Genomic DNA, 15,106 nt, shown 5'->3' on the forward strand with positions numbered 1-15,106 from the left:
GGACTAGTCATTTCGCTGCATTCGTCGCCTTGCCCTGAACAACGGCAACACTCGCGCAGAGCCGTGCAGGATTAAATGGATGTCCCCTACAGGTTTAGCGGAAGCGTTCATCCGAACGGCGGTTTTTAACGTCGGCTTCGCTGGCTTGCAACCAGCCGGATGTGCTGCTGGTGATCGCATCAAATTGGTCAATATAGGGTTTGATATCCAGCAATGGCGTGCCGTCCAGTACATCCACCCCTTCCACTTGCAAGATATTGTCTGTAATACCGGTCAGCTTCACAATCGACATACCAATATGATTGGGCCGTAATGGCGAACGGGTGGAAAACACACCACGCTCCTGGGTATCCATAAAAGGAGTTACACGTAATGCAGTCCGGGTAGCCTGATGAAAACAGTAAAAGATATAAATATGGCTGAACCCATCGAGGTCTTGCAGACCTTCCTGATATTGTTTATCCAGAACAATATGCCCGGCTACTCCGTCAGCGCCCTTGGGCTGAACGGGCATACCAGCAATATGAGTATAAGGAGAGTGTATTATTCCGATCGGGCTTATATCATGTATATCCATTATGTCCTGCCTGAGTTTAATCAATTATACGCTGACGGCTGGCTTCAGATCACAACACCAGCAGCAACACCCCACGATAAACCTCCGCTATAGACCTCCACGATCAACGGCTTGCAACGACCGGCAATGGCGTGGCAACTGGATTGCAGCCAGGCTACGCACCCCTCGCCCAACCCTTGCCGCCAGTAATCCGTCCAGCCCAGACCGCTCACATCGTCAGCGACCAGCCTGGAAAACGCTCATACCGACGAGCAGTAACCAGACACCCGTACCAGCGGAGATCATGCGCTTCTTGTGGTAACCACTTGCCTGCAATTTTCATCCCGCTTAGCCAGCGGCTGATGGCACGGTGACAACAACCGCACGGCGTAATAAAATAGCTATTAAAATCAATCGATTACATTTAAAAACCGATAACTCCTGCACCACCGGCAGGCTGTTATTATGAGGCTTAATGGCCGGCCAGAGACGCTTTCAGACAAAATCATGTCGTATACCGTCGCAAGACAACACAGCACACCAACTGCCTTGCTTGTTTTATATACAGGCGAGCATGGGCGTGTTGTTTGTTTTTAATTGATATTTCAGTCATCAATATATGGCTAATCGCTTGAATTGACGGACTGTTAATTTCACTCTCAGAGCATTAGACGGATCTGTGATTTTTTGCTATACCTAATAAAAAAATAAGCATAGCTGGCTAAAAAACTGCTCAGCGAATAATCCATCATCGATATGACAATCATTTTCCAATTACTATAATCGGACGCTCTCATGCCCTGTTTATCTGCCTTCCAGCCGTTTTTGTATGTTACGACCCGAGTCGCCCGATGCCGACTCTACACATTGTTCCTGGCTGGTATAACAGCCCTGATAATGCCTCTGAGCAGTTTCGCTGCCCAGATTGCTGTTATTGAAAGCTACCATCCAGAGTACGAATGGGATGCCCAATACCTCAAAGCCATTGATGACAGCCTGGGTAAAATCCACCAGATCCAGACCTATTCCCTCGATACCAAACGTCTGACCAAGGATAACTGGCCAATCCGGGCGCAACAGATACTTGAGCGAGTCAAGGCACAAAAGCCGGCAGTCGCGCTTATTGGTGACGACAATGCGCTGGAGTTGATGGGTGAATCCCTGCAAGCGCTGGGTATCCCGATTGTCTTTCTCGGTATCAACGGTGGGCCAGAACAGCACCCGGTATTGCTTAAAAAAGGGGTGACCGGGGTGCAGGAGCGACCATTTTTTGACCAAAGTATTCGCCATATACGCAAGATGGTCTCCAACCCGGATCGCTTCCTGATTCTGGCGGATGATTCTCCCACCATGCGCAGTACGATCCAGGAACGTTTTGGCGACCAGCGCAAGGAAACCATCCACGGCTCAGAAGTGGATATCCTGCTGACCAACGATCGTGACACCTGGCTGAATGCCATCACCAATGGCAAATCCAATGGCTACGCCGCTGTTATTGTCGGCACGTATCACACCATTCGGGACGGCCAGGGCGTACGAGCAGACCCAACCGACCTGATGCAAATGGCTCACAGCAGCTCGAGCCTTCCGATTTTTGCCTTGTGGGATGTGTTTATTGGTAAAGGTAAAGCAGCGGGCGGCTTTACCGTCTCAGCGTATAACGAAGGCCGTCATGCGGCACGACTGGTCAAATTGCTGCTGAACGGTACAGCAATAGATAAATTGCCTCATACCCAATCCCAGAAAGGCGAGCATGTTTATAGCGAGAGTGGTTTGCAACACTGGAATCTGCACCTGTCTACCCTGGATGCCAGCCAGACACGCTTCAAGGACTGATACCCTCATTCACCCATTATTCACCGGGTAGCCCTCAATCGCGACGGCTACCCATAACGGCGGGCTTCAGCAGCCGTCTCCCCCAGGTTCGCTCTGTTAATCCAGCCCTGCAACAGAGCAAGCAACCACCGCTGCCCATTTTCTCCAATTATTCCGTGTTCTGCGCGACGCCATTTGCCGCGCTCACTGCCAACAATGCGCCAGATCTGGATTAAATTGGAAAAGACTATGGAACAGCCCTTCACTTTTATCTATCACGTCAGCTGCTCACAGTGTACCTGGCAGTCCCAGTTCAAAGCACTGAGCGATCTCCCCGATGAGTGCCCCCACTGCCATGCACTCGCCTTGCACGTGGATCAGGAAAACACCCCACCGACGACTCCCCAACCTGCTTTACTTAGGCAACTTATGTGACACAATTCACATTATTTCGCGTTATACTACCGCCCGGTGGAATAACAAACACAATGCTCATAAGGATATGAAATATGTCTAACGATTATTCGACATTTGCACGCCGCATGGAGATGCTGCGCATGATTCCGGAAGAGCCCCTGACGCCGATCACTACTCGGGCAATCTGGGAAAAACTCAATCTTTCCTTCCCTTGTCACAAACGCACGGTTGAACGGGATCTGGTCGAGCTGTCCCAGCATTACGCTTATTATTGCACCGAACAGGGCCGCAGCCAGGCCTGGTCTTTTATGAAAGGCCGCAAAGAGCTGGCACCCACCAGTAATGCCGTGATTGCCCTGAGCTATATCCAGGCAAAGCCCTATTTGGAACAGGTGTTACCTGCCGAAGTGTACCAGGGTATCGAACCCCAGTTTATGGAAGCGGAAGCCACGCTGCAGCGCCACGGCAGCCACCTGAGTACCTGGCCCGACCGGGTACGGGTATTACCCGGAATGAAACAGCTGCACAAACCCACCGTCGATACCCAGGTATGGGCCACCCTGACCCAGGCATTACTGCTGGGCAAAAAATTTACTGCCCAGTACGCCAAACGCAGCGCTGATCACCCGAAAACCTTGCTGTTTTCCCCTCTGGGAATGGTCAGTAAAGGCAATATCCACTATCTGATTGCCACCGCTAACCAGCACACCAACCCGGTTATTTTTGCACTGCACCGCATGGCGAATGCGGCGTTATCTGACGACAATATCGACGAAAACCTGCAATTCAATATCGATGATTACATCTCGCGATTTGGCTGGACTCCCGCTGGAGAGATCATCCTTGAAGCCGATATTTCCCCCGAAGTGGCTTATCTGCTGGGTGAAACACCACTCAGTCAAACACAGGAAATCACGCCGCTTGACGATGGCAGTGACTGGTACCGACTGGTGGCTACCATCACCGACGACCAGGAAAGCAAATGGTGGGTATACGGTTTGAATCGTAATATCCGCGTCACCTCGCCGTCACACTGGGTTGATGAATTCAAGGATACAACCCGTCAAATGCTGGCCTTGTATGAATAACCCCCGAACCAGCGCCTGCCTCACCGTCTAATTCATCCCTAACTCACCGCCTCCGCCTCAGGCCAGCGCCACGTCAGCGCATACCATACGGCCAGTCATTCTGTTTCTGTTTGCCATAAAATCGTATCGGCACGGCCACCCTCGCGATAGCCATAACAGGTGTTCGTCATATGTTTGCGGTTAACCGGACTGCTGGCGTAACCAGGCTCATGTTGCAGGCGATAACCTTGAATGGTCTGGAAAGCAGCCGTTGCCAACACCGGTAATAATTCGGTCAGATGAGTACAGGCATACGAACGGCCGAGTGCTTCCTTGACGTCATTGATCCAGCCAGAACGGATTTTGATACCGACCAGCAAGTCGTAGCGAGGCCCAGCGCCAGAGCAATCCCGATACGGTGTGGAACGCATATCAGCACGCACTTCCCGAATCACCAGGCGGTCATCAACCGCCAGGGTCATGGTCATGTCATGCAAGGGGGAACCAACCGGCAGCTCACCCTTGTCACGCAGATGAAATGCGTAGTGCTTGGTATCCATCATGGTGGCTTCCACTTCCCACAAGCCATCACTGCGCAGGTAGCCCTGCACGTCAATCTGGCGACGATGTAATGGTGTACGGGTAACAGGACGAATGTCTTCGGGCATGCGGATACTCACAGTGAATCGATAAATCAGCCGGGTATGATAACCGGCTTGCCGCAAGAGACCCAAACCTCAGGCTTCACACATCAAAAAACCATAAGCCCACCACCACGGCAGTGATCATGCCAACGCCATCACAGAGCAACCCGGCCCAGAGGGCATAACGGATTCGGGTAATACCCACTACACCAAAATAGACCGCCAGCACATAAAAGGTGGTTTCGGTACTGCCTTGCATCACCGCCGCAATATGCCCGGCCACTGAGTCGACGCCCTGGCTATTCATCACATCCAGCATCATGGCGCGGGCACCGCTGCCGCTGAACGGCTTCATCAGTGCTACCGGCAAGGCATCAACAAACAGCGTGCTGACCCCCAATACCGTCAGCAACCAGCGCACGCCATCCAGCAACAGGTCAAGGGCACCACTGGCACGAAAAACACCAATCGCCACCAGCATCGCCAGCAGATAAGGAATCAACTGCACCGCGGTTTCAAAACCGCTTTTGGCGCCGCAAACAAACTGCTCATACACTGGCTGTCGCCGCCATAACCCGGCAGCAATCAGACTGACGATCAACAACATAATGATACCGTTGGCCAGCTGCTGTGAGGTATCCGCCAGTTGCTCCACCGGTAATGATCCAAGCCAGAAAACCATGGTCGCGACCAGCGCCACCAGCCCTCCCAGATACGCCAGCAGTACGGCATCCAGACGGATTTTTTGCCACCACATCACCGCCAGCAAACCCGTCAATGTGGACGCGGTGGTGGCCAATAAAATGGGTACAAATACATCAGCAGGATTCGCCGCGCCCAACTGGGTACGGTACATGAAAATGGTGACGGGCAATAAAGTGACAGAGGAGGTATTCAGCACCAGAAACAGGATCTGGGCATTACTGGCGGTATCTTTGAGAGGATTCAGTGTTTGCAGAGCCTGCATCGCCTTGATGCCCAGCGGCGTGGCGGCGTTATCCAACCCCAGCATATTGGCAGCCAGGTTCATGGTGATAGCCCCTTGTGCTTCATGTCCCGCAGGCACTTCCGGCATCAGCCGCCGAAACAGCGGTGCCAAGCCTCGGCCGAGCCAGTGAATAACACCGGTTTTTTCGGCAATGGCAAACAGTCCCGACCATAACGCCAGCAGACCGATCAGCCCGATAGCAATATCAACCGAAAGGGTCGCCATATCGAAACTGGCATTCACCAGTTGCTGAAACACCTCGCTGTCACCGCCGGCCCAACGCACCAGAGCCGTGGCAAAACCGACCAGAAAAAACAACGCCCAAACAAGATTCAAGCACGGCTCCCGACTATCTGCATTGAGCTTCGATTTATACGCACTCAGTGGTGAATGTCCAGCAACCAGGCTCGACACCCTGCCCGGCAGAACACCTCAACGCCATCGACCAGCGCCAGAAAAAATCCCAAAAAAAACGGCCACAAGGGCCGTCAAAACTAGATCTAACAGAGGGAGAGCAGATAAACAATGAAACTGCTTGTGTTAAGAGGTACTTACCGGCATTTGGTTCCCTGGCGCTGTAAAAAATAATGATTCTTTGCCATCCGGCACCGTTGTCGCGGCGAACATTACCAAGTTAGTGCTTGCGACTGGCACAGGAACCCATAAGCTGGGCGTTTATCTAACCTGGAGCTTCCATGAACCCGCCAGCCCGAGCCACGCCTGTTCTCATGCTGCTGATTTGCGTGATTTGCTGGGGCAGTGTGTTTCCTATTTCCAAAGTCCTGTTGCAGTCGGTTTCCGGGCTGTCATTGCTGATGTGGCGGTTTCTGATCGCGCTGGTCTGTGTCTGTCTTTATCTGCTGGTGCAGCGCAAGCCCTGGCCGACACTGAGCGGATCGCAATATCTGGTTCTGGCGGCACTTGGCGTGCTCGGGGTGGGCAGTTTCAACCTCGCTCTTTACGAAGGTTTGCCCTACACCGAGGCCACCAACGGTGCCCTGATCATGGCGCTCAGTCCATTGGTGACGTCGATTGCAGCGGGAGCACTGGCCCGCCGCTGGCTCTCGGTTCAACAGTGGATCAGTCTGACCATTGGCCTGATCGGCGTAACCCTGGTGATTACCAACGGCGATGTTATGTCGCTGCTGCAACACGGCCTTAATCGTGGTGACCTGCTGATCAGCATCGGCATGTTGTGCTGGGCGGCCTTTACCATTGCCTCACAACGCGTCAGCCACTGGCTGCCTCCCATGTCGTTTACCCTGGTTACCATGACGGCGGGCTGGCTGGCGGTCAGTGTGTATGGCCTGCTGTTCAAGGAGATTCACCCCTGGCAAGAAATTCAGCTGCTCAACCCGATCGAGTGGCTGCAGTTGTTGCACATCAGCCTCTTTGGTTCTGTGCTGGCGTATCTGTTCTGGATTCAGGGCGTCAAGGCCATTGGTGCTGCCAATGCTTCGCTGTATTTTAATTTGGTGCCGGTGTCGGCTGCCTTGATTGCGCTGGCCATGGGGGTGCAGCTGAGTCTGATCCAGATCCTCGGCATTACCATTACCATTGTCGGGCTGAGTCTACCCTGGCTGGCCCGCTCGTTGTGGGCACGGCGGCATCAGGATGGGTTGCCACAATAAAAAGCCGGTACTCCGCCACTCATGGCGACCACACGCCTGGTCACTGGTCACTGGCCGACAACAAACAACAAACAACCGGCATAAAAAAAGACAGTGGTGAAAAACACACACTGTCTTCTAACCAGCGGAATAACCAACAAGCAGTATCCGGTATCAGCCCAGCAAATGCACCGCCCACAAGGTGATGCCCGGGAAGATGATCATCAGAATCACCCGCAAGATATCCGAGAGCAGGAACGGAATCACGCCCTTGAATGCATCCGTCATCAGCAAATCCTTGTCGAAGGACTTGATGATAAATACGTTCATGCCTACCGGCGGCGTAATCAAACCGACTTCAACCACCACCAGCGCAATAATACCAAACCAGATGCCCAGATCTTCCGCCGGCATACCAAAATCCATCACCGCAATAATCGGGTAGTAGATCGGAATGGTCAGCAAGATCATCGCCAGGCTGTCCATAAAACAGCCCAGAATCAGATAGGTCAGCAACATGATTGTCAGCACCAGATACGGCGACAGGTCGGCAGCCAGAATCATATCGGCACCCAATGAGGGTAACTGCGTCAGCGCAATAAAAACGCTGAACAGATCGGCACCCAACAGGATGAAAAAAATCATCGCCGTCGATACCGCCGTTTTAAGAATGCTGTCGCGAAAATCCGCCAACCGCATCTTGCCATGGGTAAAAGCCAGAATGGCCGTCAGGATCACCCCGACAGAGGCGGCTTCGGTAGGGGTAAAGATACCGGCATAAATACCGCCCAGAACAATCAGAAATATCACCGAAATATGCCAGACATCACCGGTGGAACGAAATTTCTGCGCCCACGTGGTTTTTGGCCCGGCCGGGCCGGAGTCCGGTTTCAGTCGCACATAAATCGCAATCGCCAGCATATAGCCGAACGCCGCCATAAAACCCGGAACAAAGGCCGCCAGAAACATTTTGGCGATATTTTGTTCGGTCAGTACCGAGAAGATAATCAGCACCATTGATGGCGGAATAAGAATCCCCAGGGTTCCCCCTGCCGCCAGCGCTCCGGCAGCCAGACCCGGCTGATAATTATTGGCTTTCATTTCTGGCAAGGCGACCTTGCCCATGGTGGAGGCAGTGGCCAGTGAGGAACCACAAATCGCTCCGAACGCGGCACAGCCGGAAATCGACGCCATCGCCAAACCGCCTCTTAACTGTCCGACCCAGACGTTGCAGGTACGAAACAGTTCACGGGTAATACCGGCACGGGTGGCCAGTTCGCCCATCAGCAAGAATAACGGTACCACCGACAGGTCGAAGGTGGAAAACTTGGACACCGGTACCGTGCCCATATAGTTCAGCACCGACTCCGGCCCGGCCAGCAGGCCATAACCCAGAGCGCCACAGGCCATCATCGACAGCGCGATCGGAATACGCAGCGCCATCAACACCATCAGCAATGCCATCATGGCAAAGGCCAGTTCTACATTGCTCATTTCCCGGCTCCACGTACAAAAGTGACGATACGATCAAGGCTCGTCAGGGCAATCAGGGCGGAAGACAATACGCCCGGTACAAACACAATCCAGAGCGGCAGTTCCAGAAGCATACTCTGCTCCATATAGTCGTAGGCATCGATACCGCCCAGCGTCAGCTGCCAGATCAGTACCAGTGATACGATCAGGAAAAACACTTCCCCCACCGTTTCCAGCAAGGCGACGGATCGCGGAGCCAGGTTATTGGTGAAAATATCCACCACCACATGGCCGTTACAACGGTGGCCTTCCGGTAAAAACAGAAAGACGGTTATACCCAGGCCAGCTTCCACCAGCTCGTAATCACCTTCGATAGCAGCACCAAACAGCGTACGACCGGTGATGCTGATCACCGTCATGGTGGCCAACATCAGCATCAAAAAACCGCCCAACAGTGCGAACTGACGGGACAGCCATGCCATACCGAGACGTACCTGTTCCAGCCAGACTGGCTGGGTCAGGGATATATCAGTCATGAGCCACTAACGACCTGCTGGTATTTTTTGATCAGGCTAACGGCTTTTTTGTACAGTGCTGTACCATTTTCGCCGTCGTCATTCATATCTTCTATCCAGTCGTCAGTCACCGGTTGCATGGTTTGCTTCCAGCGAGCCGTTTCTTCCTCTGTCAGGGTATAGAAGGGGTTGTTTTCTGCTTCAGAAGCGGCATATCCCGGCAGCTCGGCCAGGTCCATGGCATGACCCAAACGGCGGGCTTCGTTGATACCGGAGTTGTTATCGATCACCTGTTTTAAATCCGCGGGTAATTTCGCGTAGGCTTTCTTGTTCATGGTAAAGAGGAAGAACTGGGTATACAGACCGTGTTCACCCTTGATCTCGGTATGGTTGGGTGCCAACTGCTGTATTTTTAGCGGGTTAACCACCTCAAACGGCATCACCGCTACATCCACAACCCCTTTGGACAAGGCACTCGGCAGGGCTGGCACCGGCATAAATACCGGGGAACCGCCGACCAGACTGAAGGCTTCAGCCATCGCTTTGTTGGGTGCCCGCATTTTCAGGCCTTCCATATCCGCAGTGGTCTTGATCAGCACGTCACGGGAATGCAGTGCACCCGGAGCATGGGTATGAATGGCCAGCAAATGCACATCGCTCAGCTCATCCTGCATTTCTGTTTCGGCATACTCCTGCATCGCCATACTGGTTGCTTCGGCACTGGCGGGCATAAAGGGCAATTCAAACACACCAGCTTTCGAGAAACGGCCCGGAGTATAACCACCGACTGTCCAGACAATATCGGCTACGCCTTTACGGGCCTGGTCAAACAGCTGCGGCGGTTTGCCACCCAACTGCATTGCCGGATAAATATCGATTTTGATACGGCCATCGGACTCTGCCATCACCTTGTTGGCCCAGGGCACCATCATTTTTTGGTGAGCCGCGGACAACGGCGTCAGGAAGTGATGTAACTTGAAGGTAAATTCAGGTTCAGCAGCCTGGGTGTTCAAGGTTGCCATACCAGCAACGGTAAGGCTCAACGTCAGGAGCAGCTTTTTCAATTTCATTGTTTGTCACCTTGTTATTTTTATCGGGCATATCTTGCCACCAGCAAAATCATGCACCCCAGGAACTGTCTGAGGGTTTGACCGACATTTTTGTCTGGATGTAATTCATCCTTATTGGCACCAGTACACTCACTGGATCATGGCAACTGGCAGTTACTAAACAGCAACTTGATCAACGGTATCAAGCTAGCATCCCGAGCCGCCATGCAGATAATTAAATAAGCATAAGAGCCATTCATTTTTTGCATAGAGGTTATCTATCGATGGCAATCTCTTCTGTTTTTAACGTTATTAGACAACGCTTTTGATGGTACAAACCAGCCTGTCAACATCTCATAAATAGCCTTTTAATATCCCATCAACAGCCAGCAAAAAACCCGACAAACCCCCATAAACAGCCTCTTTTTAGCTTATTATGGATAAAATCCGGCTGACTCTGAGCAGCCAGCCGTGGCTCGGTCATGTTGGCCGAACAGCGTGATCAGAAGCTGTTGGCAGCACTCGCAACAGCTTCAGGCTATAGCAAAAACAAATAGCACTCGGAGAAAATTGGAATACCGGATGAGTAGCACAAGCCAAGATGTTGCAGGCATACTGGCCGACAGAAAAACAGGCGCGTCTCGCGCTGCTGTGCCGATCGATGGATGCACCGGACAATCAGTATGTCATTTAAGTACCAGCAGCATGCTGACGGTATTCAGGGATTCAACCACATAGTACGAGGGGATTTATGCCTGATACATCGATGTCCCTGCCCGTTACCCTGACACTGGTTCCCTATCCGTCAGAACCGGACAATCCATCGCTGCCACGGTGGCGACTGGACAACCGTTCAGGGGCAGCTCTCTTATTACGCCCGGGCGCGGATACTCACACCGCTGCCGTACCGGTGCTGCAGCAACACGAGTGCAAATTGTTTGGCAAACTGATGATTTCCGAGCTGCTCTTTGTTGAGCAGACCGAACTGCTCTGCCGCACCAGTGCCGACAGTTATCTGTTGTTGCTGGTGATCGAAAGTCACCCTGAAAATCCGCACAACACCAGGCAACCAGAGTCGCCAACCCATACTGGATGCTTGCTGAATCCGGGCACGGCGCTAGTGCTGGGTTATCCACCAGGCTGCCGGGTGATGACGTTATCCATTCCGGCCCCGGAGTTGCTGCAAGCCCTGGCCGCGATGGGGTATTCCCAGGATCACAATAGCGATACGGCTGACCTCACCTTGCAGCTTTCTGATACCGATGACGCCCTGCCAGAAGCGCTTTATCATATTCTGCAGGCGATGCGAGCTTCGGCCTCACGCCCGATCACAGCGGCCACCCGGCGCTGCTATGAACAGCTGCTGTACGATACCCTGCTGGACAGTGTCACGATCCAGCAACAACAACCCGGACAGCCAACCATCAGCAAACACCCGCAAATTGAACAGGTACGGCAGCTGGTGATGACCCATATCACCGAAGATTTTGATCTCCGTGATATTGCTTCTGCCTGCAAGGTCAGCGTCAAAACTCTCTACAACCTGTTTAATCGGGAGTTGGGGATCACACCCTCAGTATTTATCCGCCACCGCAAACTTGAAGCCGCCTACGCCGATATCCAGCACTGCCCAGAGCACAACATCACTCATATCGCGACCCGCTACGGCTTTACCAACCTCAGTCGTTTTGCCGCTTACTTCCGCGAACAGTATGGCGAATCACCCTCTGAGACGCTGCGCAAACGCCGCCAGCAAGATGCCACTGCCCCAGCGGGGGCATCTATTTAATCCGGTATTTAATCCGGAGCTCACTCTGGGCTACTGGATGGAGCTACTGACTGAATGGAGCTCTGAATGGAGCACCTGGTTCGTCAAAAACCACATGCCTTTTATCCTCACCCTGCCCACAGACAGACACAAAAAAACCGGGCAAGCCCGGTTTCCTGTTGTAACAAGAGTGTGGCCACTCTTGCTTGCAGAACAACGATAACAAACACATTGACGGAGCTGTTTTTCAAACAGCGCGTCAGGCCCGACCGGACAGCACACCACAACCGTTGCTGCCCGGCTCCGGGATCAGAACTTGTAAATGGCCATCACTTCCAGCTGCTTACCCTTCGGACGGATGTTAGGGAAAGTGCTGGTGTTGTTTAATGTACCCACGTCCTGCTTACGGAATTCAACCCCCAGATCCAGACCCTTGGTGTAGTTGTAGATCACGTTGGCATTCATGGCATTCAGCTCGCTGTCAGCGTCATCATCGACACCAATGTGAGCCATACGAATGGTGGCTTTGGTTTTTTCGTTAACCTGGTAAGCCACTGCGGCGGTATAACCGGTTTGTTGTACCAGCTTGCCATCTTCCGCATCGGAGTTTTTCCCACCATAAGCTCCTGCAACACCAAAACCGGTGTAAACGCCCAAGCCTTTACCAGTGTAAGCACTGCCGTACAGAGTGACATCACCCATACCCAGTTTACCGGCGAAAGAGAAACCACCACCAAAGACGGAGTTTTCATCGTCATTGTTGGAACCATCGCCCTGAGCGACATCACGGCCAACCGCCGCGACAGTGTAGCCGGAGCCACCTTCAAAACGTTGGGTATAAGCCGCCACCATGTCCGGGAAAGCCGCACCGGTATTCACAGGGTCCTGCAAGCTGATACGAACCGGGCCAGAGGTGTAGTGCATCACCAGGTTCGGGCGAATGGTACCGCCGTTACCACCAATCGTACCAAGACCAGGACCCCAGAAGTTAACCTGGGCAGCATCCATTGGAGCAGTTGCAAAGAAAGCACCACTCCAGGTTTGTCCCAGAGTAACCTTATCGATTTGCATATAAGCGTGACGCAAACGCCAGTCATAAGTTGAAGAGTTGAAATAACCGCCGTAAAAGTCACCCTCAATAAAGGTCGTGATTTTATGGCCATCCACAACACGCTCGGTTTTGAAATTCAGACGAGACTGACGAGCAGTCGCATCAAAAGAATTACTGACATCGTTAGCGGCATCGGCATCCGGACGGTTAAACACGCCTTCTGCCTTGATGTAACCGCCAACGCTGTAGGTGACGCCATTCATTTCAGCGACTTGTCCTGCACTGGCAGCGGATGCCAGTACGGATGATGCAATAGCCAAAGCTAATGTATGCTTCTTCATGTTTACGCCTTTATTATTTATTGTTTTCGTTCTCCAACGGTTGCTCTGCTGTCAAACAAGCGTCAGTCAATCAACCCCTCCAGTGTCGTACAGCCTTATCAGAAAGGCTGTACATATATTGAAAACACCATACGCTGCGTGTAAAAAGCCATCGAATTACCGCTTGCTGCCATAACTTTTTGAGATACCAGAGATTTTTTTCATCGATTATGGGTCACAACGGGTTACTTTTTGTTATGGCCGACAACCAGCCCGCAACAGAACCAGCCACAACCAGCCCAATAGCCATCAACCCCAGGCCACCCACACCAGCCCCTGAAAACCCCAGTAATCTCAACCCTATTCCCCAGTAATCTGAATGGGTGACGATCGAACCCAACGCAGTCAAAACCATCCTGACACACCGGACTCCTCCCCAAATGATGTCAAAAAAGTACCAGTGATAATCACTATCCTCCATTCAGGATCTGATCAGTCTTGTCCATCATGCAGCCGATACCAGACACTATTCAGTTGAGGCAAACATGAAAACTATAACGACTCAGGTAGCCATCATTGGCTCCGGCCCATCCGGTTTGCTGCTGGGCCAGCTGTTACACAAACACGGCATTGATAACGTGATTATTGACCGCGTTGATGGCGACTACATCCTTGGCCGCATTCGGGCGGGTATTCTGGAACAAGGGTTTGTTGACCTGGTACGGGAAGCCGGGGTCGCGGAACGTATGGATGCCGAAGGTCATATCCACGAAGGTTTTGAACTGTCGATGAACGGCGAGCGCACCCGCATTGACCTGAAAGGGCTGACCGGAGGCGACACGGTGATGTGTTACGGCCAGGTCGAAATTACCCGGGACTTGATTGAAGCACGTCAGGCCCTGGACTTACCGACCTACTACAACGCCAGCGACGCCACACCTCACGATGTAAAAAGCGATGCCCCCTATGTCACATTTGTACATAAGGGTGAAGAATACCGCCTCGACTGTGATTACATTGCCGGTTGCGACGGTTTTCACGGCGTATCCCGCCAGACGATTCCAGCCGAAGTCCGTACCGAGCACGAACGTGTTTACCCGTTTGGCTGGCTCGGTTTTATGGCCGATGTCCCCCCCTGTAACCACGAACTGATCTATGCCATGAGTGATCGCGGTTTTGCCCTGGCCAGTCAGCGCTCCGCCACCCGTTCACGCTATTACCTGCAAGTACCGTTAACCGACAATATCGATGACTGGAGCGACGAACGCTTCTGGACTGAGATAAAAAAACGCCTGCCCGCAGATATCGCCGCCAATATGGAAACCGGCCCGAGCATTGAAAAAAGCATCGCGCCATTACGCTCGTTTGTGTGTGAACCGATGCAATACGGCAATCTGTTTCTGGTCGGAGACGCCGCCCATATCGTGCCACCTACCGGTGCCAAAGGGCTAAACCTGGCCGCCTCCGATGTGGCCACGCTGTGCAAGATCATGGTTCGGGTTTACAAGGAAGGCGACAAGAGCTGTATCACACAGTACTCCGATATTGCCTTGCGCCGGGTCTGGAACGGTGAACGCTTCAGCTGGTGGATGACCAGCATGATGCACGATTTTGGTGACGACCTGTCCGGGGGCAACAATATGGAACCCTTGATGTACAAACGCTTTATGGAATCGGAGCTGAATTATTATCTGGGTTCAGACAATGGTCGCAAGGTCATTGCGGAGCAGTACGTGGGTTTGCCTTACGAAGACCTGAAGTCCTGAAGTAAGTAAGCCGGTGTCCCTGAATCAGGTTCAGGGACAATACCTCACTACATAACCCCACACCGAA

At 52.6% G+C, this 15,106-nt stretch carries 12 protein-coding genes; 5 read left to right on the top strand and 7 right to left on the bottom strand.

Annotated elements, in window-relative coordinates; genetic code table 11:
- Nucleotides 1–94 precede the first annotated feature (94 nt).
- Nucleotides 95–577 carry a tRNA (N6-threonylcarbamoyladenosine(37)-N6)-methyltransferase TrmO gene (gene tsaA, locus Q8W24_RS14475; protein ID WP_305415585.1) on the bottom strand — a complete coding sequence of 161 codons (483 nt, stop codon included), beginning with the start codon at nt 575–577 and terminating at the stop codon, nt 95–97.
- A gap of 876 nt (nt 578–1,453) precedes the next feature.
- Between tsaA and Q8W24_RS14480 the strand changes: the two genes are divergently transcribed.
- Both Q8W24_RS14480 and Q8W24_RS14485 read left to right on the top strand, forming a co-directional pair.
- Nucleotides 1,454–2,392 carry an ABC transporter substrate-binding protein gene (locus tag Q8W24_RS14480; RefSeq protein ID WP_303434459.1) on the top strand — a complete coding sequence of 313 codons (939 nt, stop codon included), beginning with the start codon at nt 1,454–1,456 and terminating at the stop codon, nt 2,390–2,392.
- A 488-nt stretch (nt 2,393–2,880) separates the two neighbouring features.
- Nucleotides 2,881–3,876, top strand: coding sequence for a YafY family protein (locus tag Q8W24_RS14485; protein ID WP_303434458.1), 996 nt, complete (start codon nt 2,881–2,883; stop codon nt 3,874–3,876).
- Between the two features lie 95 nt (nt 3,877–3,971).
- On the opposite strand, the gene Q8W24_RS14490 is transcribed toward Q8W24_RS14485, so the two are convergent.
- A complete protein-coding gene (locus Q8W24_RS14490) occupies nt 3,972–4,523 on the bottom strand; it encodes a DUF2889 domain-containing protein (protein ID WP_303434457.1) in 552 nt (183 codons plus the stop codon).
- A gap of 76 nt (nt 4,524–4,599) precedes the next feature.
- Complete coding sequence (locus Q8W24_RS14495; RefSeq protein ID WP_303434456.1) at nt 4,600–5,823, bottom strand: nucleoside recognition domain-containing protein; 1,224 nt, start codon at nt 5,821–5,823, stop codon at nt 4,600–4,602.
- Nucleotides 5,824–6,182: 359 nt separating this feature from the next.
- On the opposite strand from Q8W24_RS14495, the gene Q8W24_RS14500 reads away from it, so the two are divergent.
- Nucleotides 6,183–7,118 carry a DMT family transporter gene (locus Q8W24_RS14500; protein WP_305475768.1) on the top strand — a complete coding sequence of 312 codons (936 nt, stop codon included), beginning with the start codon at nt 6,183–6,185 and terminating at the stop codon, nt 7,116–7,118.
- Nucleotides 7,119–7,271: 153 nt separating this feature from the next.
- Here Q8W24_RS14500 and Q8W24_RS14505 read toward each other — a convergent pair whose 3' ends face one another.
- Genes Q8W24_RS14505 through Q8W24_RS14515 form a run of 3 tightly spaced genes read right to left on the bottom strand, consistent with a single transcriptional unit; the run spans nt 7,272 to nt 10,155 of the window.
- Complete coding sequence (locus Q8W24_RS14505; RefSeq protein ID WP_305415580.1) at nt 7,272–8,591, bottom strand: TRAP transporter large permease; 1,320 nt, start codon at nt 8,589–8,591, stop codon at nt 7,272–7,274.
- Nucleotides 8,588–9,106 (bottom strand): TRAP transporter small permease, encoded by a 519-nt coding sequence (locus tag Q8W24_RS14510; RefSeq protein ID WP_303434453.1) that lies wholly within the window; start codon nt 9,104–9,106, stop codon nt 8,588–8,590. The genes Q8W24_RS14505 and Q8W24_RS14510 overlap by 4 nt, the downstream gene beginning before the upstream one ends.
- A complete protein-coding gene (locus Q8W24_RS14515; protein ID WP_303434452.1) occupies nt 9,103–10,155 on the bottom strand; it encodes a TRAP transporter substrate-binding protein in 1,053 nt (350 codons plus the stop codon). Before Q8W24_RS14515 ends, Q8W24_RS14510 begins: the two co-directional genes overlap by 4 nt.
- 730 nt (nt 10,156–10,885) lie before the next feature.
- Here Q8W24_RS14515 and Q8W24_RS14520 point away from each other — a divergent pair.
- Nucleotides 10,886–11,923, top strand: coding sequence for a helix-turn-helix domain-containing protein (locus Q8W24_RS14520; RefSeq protein ID WP_305475770.1), 1,038 nt, complete (start codon nt 10,886–10,888; stop codon nt 11,921–11,923).
- Nucleotides 11,924–12,211: 288 nt separating this feature from the next.
- Here Q8W24_RS14520 and Q8W24_RS14525 read toward each other — a convergent pair whose 3' ends face one another.
- On the bottom strand, nt 12,212–13,294 hold the full coding sequence (locus tag Q8W24_RS14525; RefSeq protein ID WP_305415577.1) for a hypothetical protein: 1,083 nt from the start codon (nt 13,292–13,294) through the stop codon (nt 12,212–12,214).
- A 533-nt stretch (nt 13,295–13,827) separates the two neighbouring features.
- Between Q8W24_RS14525 and pobA the strand changes: the two genes are divergently transcribed.
- Nucleotides 13,828–15,039 (top strand): 4-hydroxybenzoate 3-monooxygenase, encoded by a 1,212-nt coding sequence (gene pobA, locus Q8W24_RS14530; RefSeq protein ID WP_303434470.1) that lies wholly within the window; start codon nt 13,828–13,830, stop codon nt 15,037–15,039.
- Nucleotides 15,040–15,106 lie beyond the last annotated feature (67 nt).

The sequence above is a fragment of the Oceanobacter sp. 4_MG-2023 genome, from assembly GCF_030689165.1.
GTDB lineage: Bacteria > Pseudomonadota > Gammaproteobacteria > Pseudomonadales > Oceanobacteraceae > Oceanobacter.